Annotated in this window: 20 protein-coding genes; 9 read left to right on the top strand and 11 right to left on the bottom strand. The window is 68.8% G+C overall.

Annotated features, from left to right (window positions below; translation table 11 throughout):
• Positions 1 to 19 precede the first annotated feature (19 nt).
• The 3 genes from VXD91_RS28955 (at position 20) to VXD91_RS28945 (ending at position 2,629) form a co-directional block, all read left to right on the top strand.
• The gene (locus tag VXD91_RS28955; RefSeq protein ID WP_318986422.1) at positions 20 to 778 is read left to right on the top strand and encodes a DUF4333 domain-containing protein; all 759 of its coding nucleotides are present in this window, start codon (positions 20 to 22) and stop codon (positions 776 to 778) included.
• Positions 779 to 842: 64 nt separating this feature from the next.
• The gene (locus tag VXD91_RS28950; protein WP_346417007.1) at positions 843 to 2,201 is read left to right on the top strand and encodes a TIGR01777 family oxidoreductase; all 1,359 of its coding nucleotides are present in this window, start codon (positions 843 to 845) and stop codon (positions 2,199 to 2,201) included.
• The gene (locus tag VXD91_RS28945) at positions 2,198 to 2,629 is read left to right on the top strand and encodes an SRPBCC family protein (protein WP_346417006.1); all 432 of its coding nucleotides are present in this window, start codon (positions 2,198 to 2,200) and stop codon (positions 2,627 to 2,629) included. Before VXD91_RS28950 ends, VXD91_RS28945 begins: the two co-directional genes overlap by 4 nt.
• Before the next feature lie 15 nt (positions 2,630 to 2,644).
• Here the strand turns inward: VXD91_RS28945 and VXD91_RS28940 are convergent, their stop codons facing one another.
• From VXD91_RS28940 to VXD91_RS28895, 10 genes are all read right to left on the bottom strand, one after another.
• Positions 2,645 to 3,595 carry an SDR family NAD(P)-dependent oxidoreductase gene (locus VXD91_RS28940; RefSeq protein ID WP_346417005.1) on the bottom strand — a complete coding sequence of 317 codons (951 nt, stop codon included), beginning with the start codon at positions 3,593 to 3,595 and terminating at the stop codon, positions 2,645 to 2,647.
• Positions 3,595 to 4,341 carry an anti-sigma factor gene (locus VXD91_RS28935; protein ID WP_346417004.1) on the bottom strand — a complete coding sequence of 249 codons (747 nt, stop codon included), beginning with the start codon at positions 4,339 to 4,341 and terminating at the stop codon, positions 3,595 to 3,597. The genes VXD91_RS28940 and VXD91_RS28935 overlap by 1 nt, the downstream gene beginning before the upstream one ends.
• Entirely contained in the window at positions 4,334 to 4,972 is a 639-nt protein-coding gene (sigK, locus tag VXD91_RS28930; RefSeq protein WP_346417003.1) for an ECF RNA polymerase sigma factor SigK, read from the bottom strand. The genes VXD91_RS28935 and sigK overlap by 8 nt, the downstream gene beginning before the upstream one ends.
• A complete protein-coding gene (locus VXD91_RS28925; RefSeq protein ID WP_346417002.1) occupies positions 4,969 to 6,261 on the bottom strand; it encodes a cyclopropane-fatty-acyl-phospholipid synthase family protein in 1,293 nt (430 codons plus the stop codon). Before VXD91_RS28925 ends, sigK begins: the two co-directional genes overlap by 4 nt.
• Positions 6,258 to 6,980, bottom strand: coding sequence for a DUF1365 domain-containing protein (locus tag VXD91_RS28920; RefSeq protein ID WP_346417001.1), 723 nt, complete (start codon positions 6,978 to 6,980; stop codon positions 6,258 to 6,260). The genes VXD91_RS28925 and VXD91_RS28920 overlap by 4 nt, the downstream gene beginning before the upstream one ends.
• A complete protein-coding gene (locus tag VXD91_RS28915) occupies positions 6,977 to 8,281 on the bottom strand; it encodes an FAD-dependent oxidoreductase (RefSeq protein WP_346417047.1) in 1,305 nt (434 codons plus the stop codon). Before VXD91_RS28915 ends, VXD91_RS28920 begins: the two co-directional genes overlap by 4 nt.
• An 83-nt stretch (positions 8,282 to 8,364) precedes the next feature.
• Positions 8,365 to 9,003, bottom strand: coding sequence for a nucleoside triphosphate pyrophosphatase (locus VXD91_RS28910; RefSeq protein WP_346417000.1), 639 nt, complete (start codon positions 9,001 to 9,003; stop codon positions 8,365 to 8,367).
• Complete coding sequence (locus tag VXD91_RS28905; protein WP_318986431.1) at positions 9,000 to 9,254, bottom strand: acyl-CoA carboxylase subunit epsilon; 255 nt, start codon at positions 9,252 to 9,254, stop codon at positions 9,000 to 9,002. The genes VXD91_RS28910 and VXD91_RS28905 overlap by 4 nt, the downstream gene beginning before the upstream one ends.
• Positions 9,251 to 10,879, bottom strand: a complete 1,629-nt coding sequence (locus tag VXD91_RS28900; RefSeq protein ID WP_318986432.1) for an acyl-CoA carboxylase subunit beta — start codon at positions 10,877 to 10,879, stop codon at positions 9,251 to 9,253. The genes VXD91_RS28905 and VXD91_RS28900 overlap by 4 nt, the downstream gene beginning before the upstream one ends.
• A 59-nt stretch (positions 10,880 to 10,938) precedes the next feature.
• The gene (locus VXD91_RS28895) at positions 10,939 to 11,667 is read right to left on the bottom strand and encodes a class I SAM-dependent methyltransferase (protein WP_318986433.1); all 729 of its coding nucleotides are present in this window, start codon (positions 11,665 to 11,667) and stop codon (positions 10,939 to 10,941) included.
• Positions 11,668 to 12,111: 444 nt separating this feature from the next.
• On the opposite strand from VXD91_RS28895, the gene VXD91_RS28890 reads away from it, so the two are divergent.
• From VXD91_RS28890 to VXD91_RS28865, 6 genes are read left to right on the top strand one after another with little or no spacing between them, the layout of a single operon-like run.
• Positions 12,112 to 13,260, top strand: coding sequence for a glycosyltransferase (locus VXD91_RS28890; RefSeq protein ID WP_244872810.1), 1,149 nt, complete (start codon positions 12,112 to 12,114; stop codon positions 13,258 to 13,260).
• On the top strand, positions 13,260 to 14,405 hold the full coding sequence (locus tag VXD91_RS28885; RefSeq protein ID WP_346416999.1) for a glycosyltransferase family 4 protein: 1,146 nt from the start codon (positions 13,260 to 13,262) through the stop codon (positions 14,403 to 14,405). Before VXD91_RS28890 ends, VXD91_RS28885 begins: the two co-directional genes overlap by 1 nt.
• Before the next feature lie 54 nt (positions 14,406 to 14,459).
• Positions 14,460 to 15,137, top strand: a complete 678-nt coding sequence (locus VXD91_RS28880) for an acyltransferase (protein WP_318986434.1) — start codon at positions 14,460 to 14,462, stop codon at positions 15,135 to 15,137.
• Positions 15,137 to 16,264, top strand: coding sequence for a glycosyltransferase family 4 protein (locus tag VXD91_RS28875; protein ID WP_346416998.1), 1,128 nt, complete (start codon positions 15,137 to 15,139; stop codon positions 16,262 to 16,264). Before VXD91_RS28880 ends, VXD91_RS28875 begins: the two co-directional genes overlap by 1 nt.
• A 31-nt stretch (positions 16,265 to 16,295) precedes the next feature.
• Positions 16,296 to 17,432, top strand: a complete 1,137-nt coding sequence (locus VXD91_RS28870; RefSeq protein WP_346416997.1) for a hypothetical protein — start codon at positions 16,296 to 16,298, stop codon at positions 17,430 to 17,432.
• Entirely contained in the window at positions 17,429 to 18,571 is a 1,143-nt protein-coding gene (locus VXD91_RS28865) for a glycosyltransferase family 4 protein (protein ID WP_346416996.1), read from the top strand. The genes VXD91_RS28870 and VXD91_RS28865 overlap by 4 nt, the downstream gene beginning before the upstream one ends.
• Here VXD91_RS28865 and VXD91_RS28860 read toward each other — a convergent pair.
• Positions 18,562 to 20,058, bottom strand: coding sequence for a cellulase family glycosylhydrolase (locus VXD91_RS28860; protein WP_346416995.1), 1,497 nt, complete (start codon positions 20,056 to 20,058; stop codon positions 18,562 to 18,564). The genes VXD91_RS28865 and VXD91_RS28860 overlap by 10 nt on opposite strands.
• Between the last annotated feature and the right edge of the window lie 72 nt (positions 20,059 to 20,130).

Here is a 20,130-nt window from a genome sequence, read left to right as displayed (position 1 = left end):
CCCGGGCACAATAGCGGGTATGAGGGCGCGCATCCTGGCACTTGTCGTCATCGCTGGGCTGCTGCTGACGGGGCTCGCGGCGCTGGTCTACAGTCTCACGCGCCCCGAACCCGAAGCCGTTCAGGCCAAGCCGTCGGCGCAGTTGCCGATGGTGGACAAGGCGTCGCTGGAGCGGGCGATCCACGACGCTTTCACGAGCCAGCCGCCGCAGGCGGTGATCTGCGAGCGCGGCCTCATCGCGAAGGTCGGGCAGAGCACGCGGTGCGACGTCACGATGTCACCGGCCTACGGCATCCAGCCGACCATCACGGTGTCCGGGGTCGAGGGCGGCAAGGTCAGCTATTCGATGACCCCGGCGGTCTCCAAGACGCAGTTGGAGGCGGCCGTGGCGGACATGGTGACGCGCACCCGCAAGGCGGCCCCGGACTCGGTGACGTGCCTGTCGGGACTGGAGGGCAAGCAAGGCGCGGTGGCGTTGTGCGACATCACCGACGACGGGTTCACCAGCCGGCGCACCGCGCTGGTGAGCGAAGTGTCCGGCCTCGCAATGAATTACGGCCTGACGCCCGTGCTGGAGAAGTCCGTGGCCGAGAGTTCCCTTGCCTCGCAACTGGGCCAGAGCCCGAACACCGTCACCTGTGCCGGCGATGTGGACAGCAAGGTCGGGGCGACGCAGCGGTGCACCGCGGTCGTCGGCGGCCAGAACCGGGCCTACACCCTGACGGTCACCGACGTCGCCGACGGCAAGGTGTCGTTCAGCTACAAGCCGGCCAACTGACCAGACCCATCCGCCGGCCGGTTGGCGCCGAATCCCACTGAGACCGAATCAACTCGGAGGTTTGATGGGAATCGAGTACAGCAGCGTGGTCGACGCGCCACGCGACGACGTGTTCGCCTGGCACGCGCGGCCGGGGGCAATCCACCGGATGCTGCCGCCGTGGCAGCCCATGAGCGTGGTTGCCGAAGCGGCGTCGCTGGCCGACGGGCGCGCCGTGCTCGGCCTGCCCGGCGGGTTGCGCTGGAGCGCACAGCACAATCCCGCCGACTATGCGCCGCCCGGACGGTTCGTCGACGAGTTGAGCCGCGACGGATTGCGTTCGCTGCCAACACAGTTGATCGGGCACTGGCGGCACGAACACTGCTTCGACGCCGTCGGCGACGGGCGCACCCGGGTCACCGACCGTGTCGATGCGCCGGTCCCCGGGCACCTCCTCGAGCCGACGTTCCGCTACCGCCATCGCCAGCTGAGCGAGGACCTGGCCGCCCACCGGTGGGCGCGCGAGCACGGCGAGCGTCCCGGCTCGGTGGCGGTGACCGGGGCATCAGGCTTGATCGGCAGCGCCCTGACCGCCTTCCTGTCGACCGGAGGTTACCGCGTCATCAGGCTGGTGCGCCGAGAACCGCGTGACGACACCGAGCGTCGCTGGGCTCCCGAATCACCCGCCGACGACCTGCTCGACGGCATCGACGCCGTGGTGCACCTGGCAGGTGCATCGATTGCCGGCCGGTTCACCGACACGCACAAAAAGGCGGTGCGCGACAGCCGGATCGGGCCCACCCGCCGGCTGGCCGAGTGCGCCGCGGCGGCGACGGCCGGGCCGTCGGTCTTCGTCAGCGCGTCGGCCGTCGGCTGGTACGGCGACGACCGGGCCGACGAACGCCTGGACGAAGCGGCACAACCGGGCGACGGATTCCTGGCCGACGTCGTCGCCGACTGGGAAGCGGCGACGGCGCCGGCAACCGCGGCCGGACTGCGCGTCGTGAACGTCCGCACCGGGATCGTGCAGACGCCGCGCGGCGGCACGCTGCAACTGATGCGGCCGCTGTTCGCCGCCGGTCTCGGCGGACCGCTCGGCAACGGGCGGCAGTGGCTGTCGTGGATCGACATCGACGACCTGATCGATGTGTACCACCGCGCCCTCGTCGACGCCGGACTGTCCGGTCCGGTGAATGCCGTTGCCCCGCAACCGGTCCGCAACGCGGACTACACGCGGACCCTGGCCGGGGTGCTGCACCGCCCGGCCGTGCTGCCGGTGCCCGCCCTGGGACCGGCGCTGCTGCTCGGCCGGCAGGGGGCGCGCGAGCTGGCCATGGCCAGTCAACGCGTCGTACCCGGCCGGCTCATCGACGCCGGGCACCGCTTCCGGCGCCCGGATCTCGAACAGTGCCTGCGGCACCAGCTGGGAAAGGCGGCCCGATGATCGACGCGCAACGTCAGGTGGTGGTGGCGGCGCCGGCGGACGCCGTCTTCGCGTACCTGGCGGACTTCACCACCACGACGCAGTGGGACCCCGGCACCGTGCACACCGAACGCATCGCCGGCGACGGCGGCGTGGGAACTCGCTACGCGAACACGTCGCGCTTCGCCGGTCGCACGTCCGAGATCACGTACGAAGTCACCAGCCTGACGCCGGGGCAGTCGATCGAACTGCGCGGCGTCAACCAGTACCTGATCGCGCGCGACACCATCACGGTGGTGCCGCACGTCGACGGTACCCAGGTCACCTACCGGATCAGGTTCGCGTTCCAGGGGTGGCTGCGGTGGCTCGAGCCCGTGCTGCAACTCGCGGTGGCGCACCTGCTCGACGACGGGGCGCGCGGGCTCCGCCGCGAACTCGCCCGAATCTGATTGCGCGACAAGCCCTCACAAACCGGTGGCAGCGGCGCAGTACTGCCACACCTGCCGCACCCGGGCGTCGTCGTCTCGGGTGGGCAAGTAGTACGTGGGACGGATGCGGCGGTCGTGCCAGAACTGTCCGGAGACCGGGGCGGGTTCGGTGGCGGTCAACCAGACCGCGGTGTCGGCGGCCTGCTCGGACGTCCGCAGGATCGGGCGCGTCAGGCGGCGGAACCCGGGCAGTGACTGCGCGACGCCCGGGGTGTCGGCCCAACCGGGATGCATGGCGGCCACCATCAATTCGGGCCAGCGCCGCGCCAGCAGCGGCGTCAACGCGACCTGGACGCGTTTACTGCGCGCGTACGCCGTGGCGCCGCGGTAGTGCCCGTGCCGGTACTCGATGTCGTCGACGGGAAGCGACTGGGTGTACATGCCGCCCGAGGACATCAGGACCACCCGCGGGTCGGGCGCCGCGGTGAGCGCCGGCAGCAGGAGCTCCGTCAGCAACACCGGGCCCAGGACGTGGGTTGCCAGCGAAAGCTCGTGTCCTTCCGCGCTTTCCGTCCGCTCCTCGGGCATCACCCCGGCGTTGTGGATCACGGCGTCCAGCCGTGGCCGCCGGGAGAGCAGGTCCGCGGCGAACGACCGGACGGCGGCCAGGTGCGACACGTCGCACACCTCCACCGCCACCTCGGCTCCCGGTACGACGGCGAGTACGTCGCGCCGGGCGGCCTCGCCGCGGGCCCGGTCGCGCACCGTCATCAGCACTGTCGCCCCGAGCGCCGCGAGTTCGGTGGCGATGGCCTTGCCGATACCGGAATTCGCCCCGGTGACCAGCACGGTGCGGCCGGCGAGTGCCTCGGCCGGCAGCGCGGGCGTCTGCCAGAACTGTTGCCGCACAGCCAGACCCACGCGGGAGTAGCCGAGCACGACGGTGCGGTCCAGCAGATCGTCGAAGAAGGCGCCGACCATGGTCATCAGGTCAGGGAGACGACGACGACCGGGGTGCTCGTCGGCTGGCTGGACCCGGGGCCCGGCTCGACCGTCACGGCCACCTTGGCGGCCGCGTCCAGTGCCGGTATCACCTCGCCGCCGGGCGGTGGCATGGTGTCCGCGCTCATGGTGCCGGCGGACCGCGGCGCACCCGACGCCGGGATGAACCACATCTGGTAGACGTGGCCCGCCGGTGGCGCAGGCACATTCGCCATGGCCACCACCACGGCATTCGCCTGCTGCGACGCGCTGAGCGTGATCGTGCCCCCGGCGACCGGCGCGGAATACGTGCGGATGTCCGGGTTGGCCAGCACCTGCGACACCGTCGGCTGTCCCGGGTGCTCGGTGAAGCGGTCCGCGACGACCGTCGTGCCGATGACGATCGCGCAGATCACCGCGGCGGCCGCCGCGAGCCGGACGATCATTCGGCGTCGCCGGGTTCGCCTGAGCGCCAACTCATCCGAAGTGCGCTCGGCCGACTGGATGCCGATGGCCTGCAGGATGCGCGCGCGCAGTTCGGCCGGCGGCGTCAGGGTGTCTCCCGCGGTGAGCAGTGCCATGGTCTCCTGGGTGTCGCCGACGATCCGGGCGAACGCCTGCGCGGTGTGCGGCGCGGCGACGCCGAGGCGCCCGGCGATGTCCGAGCGTTCGGCCTCGGACACCGCATCGAGTGCGTATACGTACGCCAGGTCGAGCAGTTGCTGTTCGTCGTCGGTGTAGCTGTCAGGCATCGGTGCCCACCCCCAAGCAGTTCTTCAGGCGGATCAGGCCGTCCCGGATACGGGCCTTGATGGTGGGGAGGGTGACGGCGAGGTGCTCGGCGACCTCCCGATAGGTGTGGCCGCTGTAGTACGCCAGGCCGATGGCTTCGCGCTGGACGGCGGTCAGTCCGTCGAGGCAGTCGGTGACCTCCTGCTCGTCGAGTCGCTGTCCCACCTCGTCGGCGACGGTGTCGTGCTCGCGGCCGAGGTTCGAGGCGCCGTACGCGTGGTTGCGGTCGGCCGCGGACTGTTCGGAGCGGACCCGGTCGATACTGCGGCGGTGGGTCAATGTCATGAGCCAGCCGATCGGACTGGCCAGCGCCGGGTCGTATTGCCGTGCCGCCGAGGACCACACCTGGAGGAACACCTCCTGCACGACGTCCTCGGCCAGCGTCCGGTCCCGCACGACGCGATAGGCGAGGCCGAACACCCGTGGCGAGGTCAGATCGTAGAACTCGGCGAACGCCGCCCTGTCGCCGTCGGCGATCGCGGTGAGCAGAGCTGCGCGGTCCGGCTCGCCCTCCATGCGGGAATCGTCGCACGGCGGCGCGGGAACCGGGGCGATCTGGCGCAACCCGTCGGGTCCGGGCGACGTGCTCACGATCGAGCCTTCGGACGCAGGACCAGTTGGTGCAGGTCCAGGTAGCCCGATGCGAAGCCCGCCTCGGAGTAGGCGAGGTAGAAGCGCCACATCCGCCGGAAGATGCGGTCGAATCCCAGGGCATCGGCGCCGGCGCTGTTCGCGGTGAAGCGTTGCAGCCACAGTCTCAGGGTGTGGGCGTAATGCGGTCCGAACGAATGCCGGTCGGTGATACGCAATGCGGTGTGCGTGCCGACCGACTTCTCGATGAGCTTGACCGACGGCAGGAATCCGCCCGGGAAGATGTACTTGTGCACCCAGGTGTAGGTGTCGCGGGACGCCAGCATGCGCTTGTGCGGCATGGTGATCAGCTGCAGTCCGACCCGGCCGTCGACATCGAGGAGGCGCTCCAGCGTGCGTAGATAGGCCGGCAGGTAGCGATACCCGACGGCCTCGATCATCTCGACCGAGATGATCGCGTCGTACTTCCCGCTGATGTCGCGGTAGTCGCACAGCTCGACGGTGATGCGGTCGGCCAGCCCGGCGGCGGCGATGCGCTCGCGCGCCAGCAGCTGCTGCTCGCGCGACAGGGTGACGGTGTGGACGTGCGCGCCGCGCTGCGCGGCACGGATGGCCAATTCGCCCCAGCCGGTGCCGATTTCGAGCAGCCGCGTGCCGGTGCCGACGCCGGTGGCGTCCAGGAGCCGGTCGATCTTGCGGTGCTGCGCGGCCGCCAGGTCGCGCCATGACGGCGGCGGATCGAGCGTGTCGAACAGCGCGCACGAATAGGTCAGCGTCGGATCGAGGAACATGCTGAAGAATTCGTTCGACAGGTCGTAGTGATGGGCGATGTTCGCACGCGTATCCGCTTGCGCCCCATGGTGGTTGCGTGGGGTGCGCGGCAGGAGCACGGAACGCAGTCCCTGGAAGGCCGCCGGCACGATCGTGTCGATGCGCGATGCCAGCGCGGTCAGCACGGCGGTGAGCTCGGGCGCGGACCAGTCACCGACCATGTACGCCTCGCCGAAGCCGATCAGGCCACTGTTCGCGATGCGGCCGAAGAAATCGTCGGGGCGGTGCAACAACATTCGCGGTGCGGCCGGATCATCGGCGCCGGCCGCGCCCTGGACGGTTCCGTCCGGATACTCCACCCGTACCGGCAGGTCCCGTACCGCGGCCCGGAACAAGGCCCGCGTGACGGGCGTACCCAGCCGGGTGCGCAGACCGCTTGGCACCTGCGCGATTTCGGTCCACCTGGCCGGCAGGAACGGGTCGTACGCGGCGGCACCGTCATGGAGTTGATTCGTCATAGGGCGGCCTCCTGGGGGCGGGGGTGCAGTTGCAGGCCGCGCGCCCAGAGGCGCACGCCCTGCCAGCGGATGCGTGCGAGAACCAGCAGCGGCGCCAGCGGCGCTGCCAGTGCGGTGGTCAAAACGGTTGTGGGACGGGCTGGTTGAACGGATCCGGTCCAGGTGGCGGTCATGACCACCCCGCCGGACGCGTCGAGCAGGGTGACCGCCACGTTGAGCCGGCCCCGCGCCGGTTCCGGGATGCGCAGCACGTATCGGCCACTGACCGGGTTGAACGGCGAGACGTAGAACACCTTCGGCACGACCACCGTGCCGCGATGATCGGTGTGCAGCAGGTAGCGGTGGCGTCCGCCGTAGGTGTTGTGCACCTCGGCGATGGCACAGACCAGTGCGCCGGCGGCGTCATGGCACCAGTAGACGGTCAAGGGGTTGAACACGAAGCCGAAGACCCTGGCATTGGCCAGCATTCGGATGGGACCGCCGCCGAGGTCGATGCCGTGTTCGCCGAGATAGGCGTCGATGTTCTCGCGCAGCGTGCGCTGCGGATCGCCGGCATGGTCGGCGGCGTGGAAGCCGGCCAGCGGCCGCAGCAGGCGGGGAAACTCGGGCACGGCGTCGAGGTCGACCAGCCAGCTGTAGCTGCGGTAGGTGAACGCGTGCGGCACCGGAACGGTCCGCCTGTGGTGGATGCTGGTTCGCACGATCTGCGGTGGGCTCATGCCACGTTCCCCGCCGGGCGCAGCAGGGGTGGCACGGGACCGCTCCAGTTGCCACCGAGACGTTCCGCCGCGGCGACGCCGGACACCGCGCCGTCTTCGTGAAAGCCCCAGCCGTGATACGCGCCGGCGAACGCCAACCGGTGATCGCCGAGCGTGTGCAGCCGCTGTTGCGCGGCGCGGAACTCGGGGGAGTATTGCGGATGGTCGTAGAGCATGGTCGCGATGACCTGGTCCGGGTCGACCCGACCGCCGCCGCCCAGCGTCACCACGAACCGCCGGTCGGTGCTCGCGTCGAGTCGCTGTAGCCGGTTGAGGTCGTAACTGACCAGGACGTCGCCGGCTTGGACGGTGCACGACGGCATCCGGTAGTTCCACGATGCACGGGCGCCCCGGCGACGCGGCAGCAGCGACGTATCGGTGTGCAGCACAGTGTGATTGATCGAGTACCGCAGGGCGCCGAGGATGTCGACCTCGTCGGCCGACGGCCGGTCCAGGATCGAGAGGGCCTGATTCGGATGCGTCGCGATGACCGCTGCGTCGAACGGTTCGACCCGGTCGGCGTCGTCGCGCACCAGCACCCCGTCGGTGGTCCGGGTGACGGTGCGGACGGGTACGCCGGCGCGTACCGACGGCAGGCGCGTGGTGATCGCCTCGACGTACCGTGCGGAGCCCCCGGTCACCGTCCGCCAGGTCGGTGACCCGAACACCGTCAGCATCCCGTGGTGGTCGAGGAACGCCAGCAGATAGCCGACGGGGTAGTCGAGCGCGACGTCCGGCGGGCACGACCAGACCGCAGCGACCAGCGGGACCATGAAATGCGCGACGAAGTAGCGGGAAAACCCTGCGGCCCCGAGGAATTCGCCGAGGGTTCGGCCGTCTGCCACGTCGCGCGCCAGTTCGGCGCGGGCGAGCCGGTGGAAGCGCGTCACTTCGGCGAGCAGGCGCAGATAGCGCGGTGAGAGCACCGCGCCCGGCGTGGCGAACAGGCCCGTCAGCCCCTTCGCGCCGGCGTACTCCAGGCCGCACCCTTCGCAGCAGACCGACATCGACATGTCGGATTCCTGGGTCCGGACACCGAGCTCGGCGAACAGCCGCAGCAGCGTGGGATAGGTGCGGTCGTTGTGCACGATGAAGCCGGAGTCGACGCCGACGACATCGGTGCTGCCGCGACGGGCCGCCAGTTCATGGGTGTGGGCGTGGCCACCGCATCGCGGTTGCGCCTCGAAGAGGGTGACTTCCGCGTCGCGGGCGAGCACCCACGCCGCGGTGAGCCCCGATATGCCGCTGCCGACCACTGCTATCCGCCGCACCGTGCCGTCCTTCCTGGTTTGTCACCAGGAATTCGGTGCGGGATGCGGTGCGGATAGGTGGATTCGGGAAAAACCTACTGGGGCCGGTTGGCGGCCCACAGGTCCGCGACGGACACGCCGAGGCGGGCCAGCATACGGCGGAGCAGGGGCAGGCTCAGGCCGATGACGTTGGAGGGGTCGCCCTCGATGCCGTCGATGAACCAGCTGCCCAGGCCGTCGAGGGTGAAAGCGCCTGCCACCCAGAGGGGTTCGCCGGTGCCGATGTAGGCATCCAGGTCGGTGGTGCCGGGCTCGCCGAAACGCACTGTGGTGGAGCCGAGTTCGCTGACCTGAGCGGTGACGGCGCCGTCGCTCAGGCGCAGGACGCTGTGGCCGGTGTGCAGGACGGCGCTGCGGCCGGCCATCGAGAGCCATTGCCGCCGGGCCACCTCGGGGGCGCCCGGCTTGCCGGTCAGCCGGCCGTCGAGCTCGAGCATCGAATCACAGCCGATGACAACGCAATCCGACGACAGGGTCGCGTCGAGTGATTCGGCGACCCGCTGCGCCTTGGCTGTCGCCAGGGCACGTACGACGTCGCCGGGGCCGGCGTCGCCGAGAGACGCGATGATCGCGTCCTCGTCGACGTCGGATACCAGCACGACCGGTTCCACACCGGCCTTGCGCAGCACACTGAGCCGGCCCGCGGAGGCCGAGCCCAGGACCACCCGGGTCATCGCCGGATGAAGGTGCGCTCCACCAGGGTCACCAGCTGCCAGCTGGTGTACGCGTACCGCAGCTTGGAGACGGGGTGGCCCCAGTCGTTGCGGTCACCGGCCTCGGGGGCACCGCCGCCGCCCGAGGCGCCGGCCAACACCGTCACCAGCGCAGCGAGCTCCTCGTCGGACGGGTTGCCTTTGACGACCTGGAACAGCGGAGCCACCGGGGCCTGCGTCTCGGTCTCGTCGACCACAGATTCGGCGCTCACAGGGGGATGTTCCCGTGCTTCTTCGGCGGCGTCTGGACGATCTTGCGCTCCAGCAGCCGCAGCGAGTTGGCGATGTAGCCGCGGGTGTGCGACGGCGGGATGACGGCGTCGACGTAACCGCGCTCGGCGGCGACGTACGGGTTCACCAGGGTGTCCTCGTACTCCTGCTGCAGCTGCAGGCGCAGGGCGTCGACGTCCTCGCCCTTGGCCTCGGCGGCCTTGAGCTCCTGGCGGTAGACGAAGCCGACCGCACCCGAGGCACCCATGACGGCGATCTGGGCCGTCGGCCAGGCCAGGTTGACGTCGCAACCCATGTCCTTGGAGCCCATGACGCAGTAGGCGCCGCCGTAGGCCTTGCGGGTGATGACGGTGATCTTGGCGACGGTGGCCTCACCGTAGGCGTACAGCAGCTTGGCGCCGCGGCGGATGATGCCGTTGTACTCCTGCTCGGTGCCCGGCAGGAAGCCCGGGACGTCCACCAGCATGATGATCGGGATGTTGAAGGCGTCGCAGGTGCGGACGAACCGCGCGGCCTTCTCCGAGGCGTTGATGTCCAGGCAGCCGGCGAACTGCGTCGGCTGGTTGGCCACGACGCCGACGGGGCGACCGTCGATGCGGCCGAAGCCGATCACGATGTTCTGCGCGTAGCCGGGCTGGATCTCTAGGAACTCGTCGTCGTCGAGGATGCGCGAGATGACCTCGTGCATGTCGTACGGCTGGTTCGGCGAATCCGGGATCAGCGTGTCGAGCTCGAGGTCCTCTTCGGTGAGGTTGTCCTCGACGGCGCCCGGGTGCGGCGGCGCCGGGTAGCGCGGCGGCTCGGCGTAGTTGTTCGGGGGCAGGTAACTCAGCAGGTCGCGGACGTAGTCCAGGGCGTCCTGCTCGCCCGAGGCGACGTAGTGCACGGTGCCGGACTTGGCTTCATGGGTGTGGGCGCCGCCCAGCTCCTCCATGGTGACCTCTTCACCGGTGACGGTCTTGATGACGTCCGGACCGGTGATGAACATCTGGCTGGTCTGGTCGACCATGATGATGAAGTCGGTGAGCGCGGGCGAGTACACGTGGCCACCGGCCGCGGCACCCATGATGAGCGAAATCTGGGGGATGACACCCGACGCCAGGATGTTGTTGCGGAAGATGCGGCTGTACAGGCCGAGCGAGACCACACCCTCCTGGATGCGGGCGCCGGCGCCGTCGTTGATGCCGATCAGCGGGCGGCCGGTCTTGATGGCCAGCTCCTGGACCTTGACGATCTTCTCGCCGTAGACCTCACCGAGGCTGCCGCCGAAGACGGTGGCGTCCTGGCTGAAGATGCAGACCTCGCGGCCGTCGATGGTGCCGTAGCCGGTCACCACACCGTCGCCGAGCGGGTGCTTGTCGGCCAGGCCGAAGTTGGTGCTGCGGTGCTTGGCCAGCGCGTCGAGTTCGACGAACGAGCCCTCGTCGAGCAGCGCCAGGATGCGCTCGCGGGCGGTGAGCTTGCCCTTCTGGTGGACCTTCTCCACGGCGGCCTCGCCGACGGGGTGCAGGGTCTCTTCGGTACGCCTACGCAGGTCTTCCAGCTTGCCCGCGGTGGTGTGGATGTCGATCGCCTTGTCCACCGGTGGCTCGGTCACGCTCGTCATGGCGACGATGTTAACGGTTCTCTAAGAAAGTTGTGAAGGTGGGGTGCCCTCTCGGCGGGTCACGCCGGTTTGCGCAGGACCACAGCCGCGAAACTCGTGAGCGCCGGCACCGGGTGCTTAAGAAGGAAACGGCTCTTCGCGCGCTCGAGGGCGTCGAGCGGGGGGAGCACCCGGTAGTAGCCGTGGCCGTAGGAGCCCGACCAGGATTCGACCTGGAAACCCACGCTCTCGTAGCGCTTGATGGCCTTCTTGGTGGGTCCGGTGGTCCAGCGGTAGTAGGCCGGGAACTTCTCGTGATGCGGGTTCTGCAACCGGCCGGGCTGCAGCTTGCTGATGACGGTGCGCGCCGCCTGCTCCGGGATGAGCAGGTTCACCACGAACGGGAACGCGAACAGCGTCGGGAAGAAGTGCACCGAAAGTCCGCCCGGGCGAAGGAGTTTGAAGCAGTTCTCGTGGAACGTGCGGGCGTCGGGCAGGTGCTCGCAGAGCATCTTGGAGAACACCAGGTCGTATGCATTGAGCTCGGTGTCGATCGGTTTGCACAGATCGGCGACGCGGGTGTGCACGCGGCTGTTGGCCTTGGCCAGTTCGGTGGCCGAGATGTCGATGACGACACGCTCGTCGGCGAAGCTCCAGTCGTCACCGCCGATGATCGGGTTGGCGCCGCCACCGAGTTCGGCGACGGCCCTGACGCCTTCGCGCTCGGCCAAGCTGCGGACAGACTCGTCGTAGCCCTGCCAGAGGGTGTCGAGGTCCTTGTAATGGACGTCCACGTGTGTACCGCTCATTTGCGCACCGTTCATAGATTCTTCCGCCCCCGCGGCTTGCACGTCCTGCGTCAGCAGTTTGCTGGTAAGTCAATATACACTTCCCGCGCTGGTCCCGCCCATGACTCGCGTTGAACACCGTTCAGGCTGGGGGATTTGCTGAGCGGGCCTTGAGCGCGACGGCGCCGGGCGTCGCGGGCGCAGGGGTGAATTGCCTGGTCGCAATGGCGCAGACCAGGTGTTGCGGCCCGGTCGTGCGACCGTCGAGGCCAGATCTCCGGTGGTGAAATCCACTTAGCTGAGCCGGTGCGTGCGCACTGCCGGGGGCGCGTCCTGCGCAGGCGCGATGCATTTAGCTTGTCAATTGCGTAAGTTTGCGGTTCGATATGCGTGCCCGGCATTTGCGGGCAGCTGACTTCACGACCGCGAGACGATCACCAGATCGGCGCAGGGGGATACTCAACAGTGCATTCGACGCGCAAGTACGACGGAGTGGACGGGCCCAAGGTGGCCATCGCCCACGACTATCTGACCCAGTTCGGCGGCGCGGAAAAGGTTGTCCTCTCGATGACGAAGGCGTTCCCGGACGCCCCGCTGTACACGATGTTGTACGACCCCGAGCTGACCTACCCGGAGTTTGCCGACCTCGACATCCGGGTGTCCGCGCTCAACAAGGTGGGTCTGGCCCGCAAGTACCACCGGGCCGCCCTGCCGATCTATCCGCGCGTGGCCGAGTCCATGTTCGTCGACGCCGACATCGTGCTGGCGAGCTGCAGTGGCTGGTCGCACGGCTTCCGGACCAACGGCAAGAAGCTCATCTACTGCTACAACCCGGCGCGCTGGCTCTACCAGACCGAGGCCTACCTCGGGGACCACGCGAACCCGATCAAGCGCCTGGGCCTCAAGCTCACCAAGAAGCGCCTGCTCGACTGGGACCGCCGGCAGGCGCTCGCGGCCGACAAGTACCTCGCGATCTCGACCATGATCAGCGGATACGTCAAGAAGGCCTACGACATCGACGCCGAGGTGATGTTCGCGCCGGTGGCAATGTCGCGGTCGTACGCCGTCGAACCCGTCGAGGAACTCGAGGACAAGGTCGATCTGAGCGATCCGGACGGCAGCTTCTACCTCGTCGTGTGCCGGCTGCTGCCGTACAAGAACGTCGATGTCATCGTGCGGGCGTTCGCGGGTAGTGACCGGCAGCTCGTGGTGGTCGGCAACGGGCCCGAAGCCGAGCGGCTGCGGTCGATGAAGACCGACAATGTCACCATGCTGCACAACCTCACCGACGGGCAGATGGCCTGGCTCTACAAGAACTGCCGGGCGCTGATGTCGTCGAGTTTCGAGGACTACGGTCTGACCCCCATCGAAGCGGGCGTGTGGGGCCGGCCGAGCGTCGCGCTGCGGTTCGGCGGCTTCCTCGACACCATCGACGAGGGCACCACCGGCCTGTATTTCGATGAACCGCAACCGGATTCGGTGCGCGAGGCGCTGGACCGATTCGAGTCGGCGACGTGGGACCAGGAGAAGATCAAACACCACGTCTCCCAGTTCACCGAGGACGCGTTCAGCGCTCGGCTGCATGAGGCAGTCGACAAGCTGGCCGGGTACTGATGGCGCCAGAAGCGGCGCCGGTCGCCACGCTGAAGGACTACCGCCTGGTGTACGTCGGTCCGGCGGACCACGAGACGGCGGTGGGTGACTACGCCGAGAACCTGACGCGGGCGCTGCGGCCCCATGTCGGCGAACTGGTCGAGCACCGCACGCTGGGACCGGGTTCCGACAGCGCGCGGGAAATCCTGGGGCACCGGCGCGCGGTCGCCGAACTGGTGGCCGGCGGCAAGCCGGGCCGGGTGCTGGTGCATGCCGAGCTGGCGGCCGGTGCCGTGTCGGCGTTCTGGTCCATCGCGGGGTTGCGCGGCGTGCCGGTGACGGCGACGGTGCACGATCCGCCGCAGGGCATCTGGTGGCCGGGGCGCACGAAGTTCGTGGCGCGGCACAAGCTGGTGATGCACGGCCTGCACTACCCGCTGCGTCCGGTGTCGCGGATGCTCGAGGGCATGGTCAACGGGGACCGGACGTTGTTCGCCCTCAGCCAGATCGGCGCGCAGTCCATTCGCGATGTGTACCCGAACACCGATGTGGCGTATGCCCCTTACCTCGTGTGCGAGCGGCCCCGGGTGCGCCCGGTGATCGAGCGGCCGAAGGCCGTGGGTTTCTTCGGGCATGTGTACCGGGGCAAGGGATTCGAGCAGATCGCGCGCATTCGCCGGGAGCTGCCCGACGACATCGTCATCCGGGTGGCGGGCCGGGGGACCGAGGCGCTGCCCGGCGGCCCGGGGGTGGAGATCGTGGGCGCCGTCGACGGTGATGCCGAGGACGCGTTCTTCGATTCGGTGCGCGCCGTGGTGATTCCGTACGGCAAGCGCCACTTCTACGCCGAGACCTACCCCGCCTCGTCGGTCGCGGCCCACGCCATGGCCTACCGCACCCCGGTGGTGTGCACCGACTACGGCTCTCTGGCCGAGTTCGGCACCGAGACCGGCGCGGTCGTCGTGCCCATGGACTCCGACGACCCCAAGGCACTGCCGGCCGGGTTCTCGGCGGCCATCGCGGCCTTGCTCAACGACGAGACGCGGCTCAAGGAACTCGAGGCGAATGCCGACCGGACGCGCCAGGAGCGGTCGCCGGAGAACGTCGCCGCCGCCTACGCCGCAAAGTGGTCGGAGATGCTGACGCGCCAGGGCCGGCTGTACTGACGAGGCCGAAACACTGTGGTTAACTCGGAATCCGGGACGACGGGAGCGAAGAACGTGATTGGCGAGCCGGCAACGGCAGACCCGGCAGATGTGGCACGCAAGAAGGCGGCCGCACCGACTTTGAAATTGCCGCCGGATCCGGAATGGAAACTCGGCGAGGACGGCCGCGTCACCTACTACAAGATGCAGAGCATGGGCGTCGCCCGCAAGGCGCGCAACCGAATTGGCGAACTGCTGTTCAACATGTTCATCACGCACATCCCGTCGCACACCATCCGCCAGGGCTTCCTGCGGCTGTTCGGCGCGACCATCGGTGAGTGGTCGACCATCATGCGCGGCACCACCATCCTGGACATCGAATTCCTGACGATCGGCAACGGCACCACCATCGGATTCCGCTGCCTGCTCGACGCGCGCGCCGGCCTGTGGATCGGCGACAACGTGACCATCGCCAGCGACGTCCACCTGCTCGGCGGTGGGCACGACATCAACCACCCGGACTTCCTGCCGATCCCGATCCCGACGGTGATCGAGGACTACGTCTGGATCGCGAGCCGGGCCATGGTGCTGCCCGCCCTGATCGGCCGCGGCGCCGTCGTCGCCGCGCAGGCGCTCGTGGTCAAGGACGTGGCCCCGCTCGACGTGGTCGGCGGCAACCCCGCCAAAGTGTTCGCCAAGCGTAATCCGGATGCATTGGGCTACAGCGCAAAGTACCGGCCGTTGTTCTGCTGATGCCGGTCGATCTACGCGAATACCGGTTGGTCTACATCGGTCCGGCCGAAGGCCAGACCGCGGTGGGCGACTATGCCGAGAACTTCGTCAACGCCGTGCAGCCGCTGTTCGGTGAGGTCGTGCAACGCCGCACTCTCGGCCCGGGGGCCGAGACGGTGGCCCAGGTACGAGGCCACCGGCGCGCGGTCGCCGAACTGGTGGCCGGCGGCAAGCCGGGCCGGGTCTTGGTGCATGCCGAGCTGGCGGCCGGTGCGGTGTCGGCGTTCTGGTCCATCGCGGGGTTGCGCGGCGTGCCGGTGACGGCGACGGTGCACGATCCGCCGCAGGGCATCTGGTGGCCGGCGCGAACCCGGTTCGTGGCGCAGCACCGGCTCGTCATGCACGGCCTGCACTACCCGCTGCGCCCGCTGTCGCGGCGAATCGAGGGCATGGTCAACGGGGACCGGACGATGGTCGCGCTGAGCCAGATCGGCGCGGACTCCATCAAGGCCATCTACCCCGGCACCACGGTCGCCGCCGTGCCGCACATCATCTCCGAACGGCCGCGGCTGCGCCCGCTCACCGAGCGGCCCAAGGCCGTCGGTTTCTTCGGGCATGTGTACCGGGGCAAGGGTTTCGAGCAGATCGCCCGCATTCGCCGGGAGCTGCCCGACGACATCGTGATCCGGGTGGCGGGCCGGGGAACCGAGGCACTGACGGGTGGCCCGGGCGTGGAGATCGTCGGCCCCGTCGACGGTCCGGCCGAGGACGCGTTCTTCGATTCGGTACGGGCCGTGGTGATTCCGTACGGCAAGCGCCACTTCTACGCCGAGACCTACCCGGCGTCCGGTTCGGTCGCCCACGCGATGGCGTACCGCACCCCCGTGGTCTGCACCGACTACGGCGCCCTGGCCGAACTGGACGAGCGCGCGGGCGCCCTCGTCGTCCGCATCGGCGACCAGAAGCCCGAACAGGTGGCGTCGTCGTTGGCCAAGGCCATCGTGTCCCTCGTCGACGACGATGAGCGACTGGCCGAGTTCGGCCGGCACGTCGAGGCCTACCGCGAGGCCTGCTCCGGGCCGCGGACGGCCGAGGCGTTCGGCCGCGTGTGGACCGACATGTTGGCCCGAGCATCTGTGAGCGTGTGACCTGACTGCCCCCGAAGCGCCCACCCGCAATGTGGCGAAGACGCTCATCTCGCTGATCTGGATCTACGGCGGTCGCGGGGTCGGCCTGCTGTGGACGCTGATCCTCGTGCAGCGCCTCGGCGTCTCCGAGTACGGCCTGTACGCCATGGCGACGGTGCTCAACGGCATCGTCGGCAACACCGTCGACAATTCCTTCGCGGTCCGGGCCATCCGGGAATCCGAGGAGCACTTCCTGCGTGAGCGCACCATGCGCTATCTCGTCGCGGTGGCGCTGGTCACCGCCGGCGCGGTCACGTTCGACGTCAACTACGTCATCGGCTTCGGTCTGATGGTGGCCGGCGGCGAGATCGCCCTCAACGTCGTCAAGAGTCAGTCGGCGCGAGATGGCCACCCGGACAAGGTCTATCGGCTCGACACCGCGCGGCAGTTCTCCAGCGCCGGCATCGGCGCGGTGTACCTGTACACCTCGGCGCACCCGACGCTCACCCACGCCTCGCTGCTGTACTGCACGCCCTACGTGCTGATCCTGCTGGTCGGGGCCAAGCTGGCCATCGGCCACCGGCCCGCACCACCCGGGCCGCCGCGGTTGATCGCGGCGCTGACCGGCGAAATGCTCGGCACCACGCTGTATCTCGGCGGTGACGTGCTGCTGCTCGGCACCCTGGTGGACACCACGGCAGCGGGCTACTACCAGCTCGCGTGGGTCGTCGCGGCCGCTGTGGCGGCCGCCGGCCAGTCCTTCGGCATGACCTATCACGAGCCGCTGCGGGAGAGCGGCGGTGACCTGTCCGCCGCCCCACCGCTGCGCAACATCCTGCGGATGGCGGCACTCGGCGGCTCGCTGCTGCTGATCATCGGTGGCTGCCTGTTCGCCTTCGGGGCCCCGACCCAGCTCGCCACGACCATGATGATCATGGGCGGCTTCGCCGCGCTGCGTATCTGCATCTTCGTGCTGCAGGTGATCCTCTACACCCAGCGGCGCGACGTCTTCCGGCTCACCATCGCCGTCGGCCTGGTGCCGGTGAAACTCGGCATGGTCGCCGCCCTCGCGACGCTGACACCGCTCGGCGCGGTGGGCGCGGCCATCGCGGCCACCGTCGCCGACGCGATCATGCTCGCCGGGTTCACGTGGGCGGTCTACCGGCCGCGCGAGGTGGTGGAGTCATGACCACACCGAAGACCGCGTTCATCCTGTCGAAAGATCCGGTGCTCGAACACACCGGTGACGTCGCGCTGGCCCGCATGCTCATGCAGCTGGCCGCCGACTCGTCCGAGGTGTCGGCCATCGCGCTGTCGCCCCAACCGGGCACCGTCACCGCCGACCTGATCCTCGGTGGCCTGCCGCTGGAGCGGGTCCACAAGCCGGCCGTGCGTCCGCACCGGCTGCTCATCGACTCCCTGCGGCGCCGGCGCAGCCTGGTGCATGTCCGATTCGACACCGACGAACTGGTCCGTGCCATCGACCGCAGCGACGCCGACGTGTTCGTCGCCGAACACAGCTACATGGCCGAATCGTTCTTCCGCAGCAAGCATTTCGGGAAGAAGCGATTCGTCGTCAACACGAACGTGAGCGAGTCGCTGGTCTGGCGGGCGTCGCGCGGCGCGCTCGGCCGCGTCGAGGAACCGCGGCTGGTCCGCGATGAGCTGCGCGTCGCGCGCGCGGCCGACGCCGTCAGCACCTACGACGCCGAGGAAGCCGAGTACTACCGCGACAACGGTGTCCGGGACGCCCGGTTCATGGACATCACGATGCCGCCCGGGACCCAGGTCGACGTCGCGTCCTCTCCGCCGCGGCTGGTGTTCATGGGTACCCGCGACTGGCCACCCAACCAGGAGGGGTTCCTGCGGGCCCTCGAACTGTGGCCGCGGATTTCCGCCGGGATCGCCGGCGCCGAACTGTGCATCATCGGGGCCAAGAAGCCCGGCGCGGCCGACCCGGTCTATCCCGAAGGGGTCCGCGACCTCGGATTCGTCGACGACCTCGGGGCGTTCCTGGGCACGTGCCGGGCCCTGATCGCGCCGATCCGCACCGGCGGGGGAGTCCGGGTCAAGCTGCTCGACACCATCCGGATCGGGCTGCCGGCCGTCGCCACCACGGCGGCCATCGGATCACTCGGGCCGATCTTCGGGCTGCGTGCCCTGGACGACGATGCGGCGTTCATCGCCGAGTGCCGGCGGCTGCTCACCGACGTGCCGGCCGCCGTCGACCTGGGTAACCAGCTGTACGAGATCAACCGGCAGCGGTGGCAGGACCGGTTGCCGCACAAGGCGGTTGCCGACCTGCTGCGCGGCGACGGTCAGGTGTAGTAGACCTTCACGCCGACCCACGGTGCCCAGACCATGTAACCGTGCTGGAAGTCGACGCGGTTGGAGCCGTTGACGTAGCGCTCGTCGCTGGTGGCCAACCCCAGCTGCGGTTTCCACGCCTGCGCGAAAGCGCTCGAGGCCCAGTGGGCGCCGGTCTCGGGTGACCACCACACCCGGAACGCCTGGCCACCCGTGAAGTCCTGTTGGCCGTTGGCGAACACGCTCGCGGGCACCGAGTTCCGCTGCATCGCGATGTCGGCCACCGGGCGCGGCGACGACACGTAGCCGCTCGGCAGCTCGTAGATGGTGTTGACCGTGCGGACCTGCGCCCACACCGTCTTGGTTGCCTTGAACACCGGGCTCAGGACCGAGCCGTGCGCCGGGTCGGTGATCTGCGAAAAGCGCAGGAACTCCGGCGATTTCGGTACCCCGGCGGCGATGGTCGCCGCCAGTTCGGCGGCCGCGGGCTTCGGTGTCCAGTCGCTGCGGTAGAGCCCGACGGTGGCGTCGGCCTGGTTGCTTCCGGTCTTGCGGTCACGCGTGGTGTAGACCATCAGCGGGCCGGTGTACGGCATCTCCTGCCACTTGGTGTAGATGTCCTTGAGGTACGCGGCCTGCGTGGTCTCGTTGACCACCGAGGTGGGCTCGCCGTACTCGGTGGCCCAGATCCGCTTGCCCTCGTCGCCGTTGTCGATCATCACCTGACGCATCTGAACCAATTGCAGGACAGGCGAATTCGCGATCAGCATGCCGTCGGAGAACTTCAGGTTGTAGTTGTACGGGTGGAACGACAGCGCGTCGAAGTTCCCCTTGGCGCCGGCGGCGTACATCCCGGCGATGAAGCGCACGGGGTTGATCGACCACGAGCCGAAATCCACCACGGCGCCGACGACGCCGCCGATCACCGTCGCGTCCGGGTCGACGGCCTTGATGCGCGGATAGGCCGATTTGAGCAGATCGGTGTAGCCCGCGGGATCCGGTGCGGGACTGTAGAAGAACACCGCGTTCGGCTCGTTCCAGATCTCGTACGCGGAGATCTTTCCCTTGTAGCGGGTGGCCACCTTGGTCATGAAATTGCCGTAGGCGTCCGGATCCGACGGCCGGCTGCTCAGCGGCAGCCCGCCCTGCGACATGGCCCAGGGTGGGGTGGCATTGACGAATGCGATGATCGACATGTTCATGGCGGCCGCGGCATTCACCGTCTTGTCGACCAGGCTCCAGTCGAGCTGGCCGAGGATCGGCTCGACGCCGGCCCACGGAATCATCAACCTGATGGTGTTCACGCGGTTGTTGGCCATCAATGCCAGCGTCCGGTTCACGTCATCGGGCGACAGTCCGTAGATGTCGGAGTCGGCGAAGCCGATGGTGGTCGGCAGGTTGACGACGTTGGCCCGCTCGGCGATCCTGACCCGCTCAGGGGTGTCCCCTGGGATGCCGGTCAAGACGATGAGGGCGCAGACCATGCTGCCGGCGATCGCCGATGCCACGCTCGAGAAACGGCGGGCGGATCGTCGGGGGCGCTTCCCGGGCATCGTGCAACCGCCCTTCACCTATGAAGT

This window comes from Mycobacterium sp. SM3041 (assembly GCF_039668335.1).
Taxonomy (GTDB): Bacteria; Actinomycetota; Actinomycetes; order Mycobacteriales; family Mycobacteriaceae; genus Mycobacterium.
The sequence above is the reverse complement of the archived record's forward strand: the minus strand, read 5'-3'. Positions and strand labels throughout refer to the sequence as shown.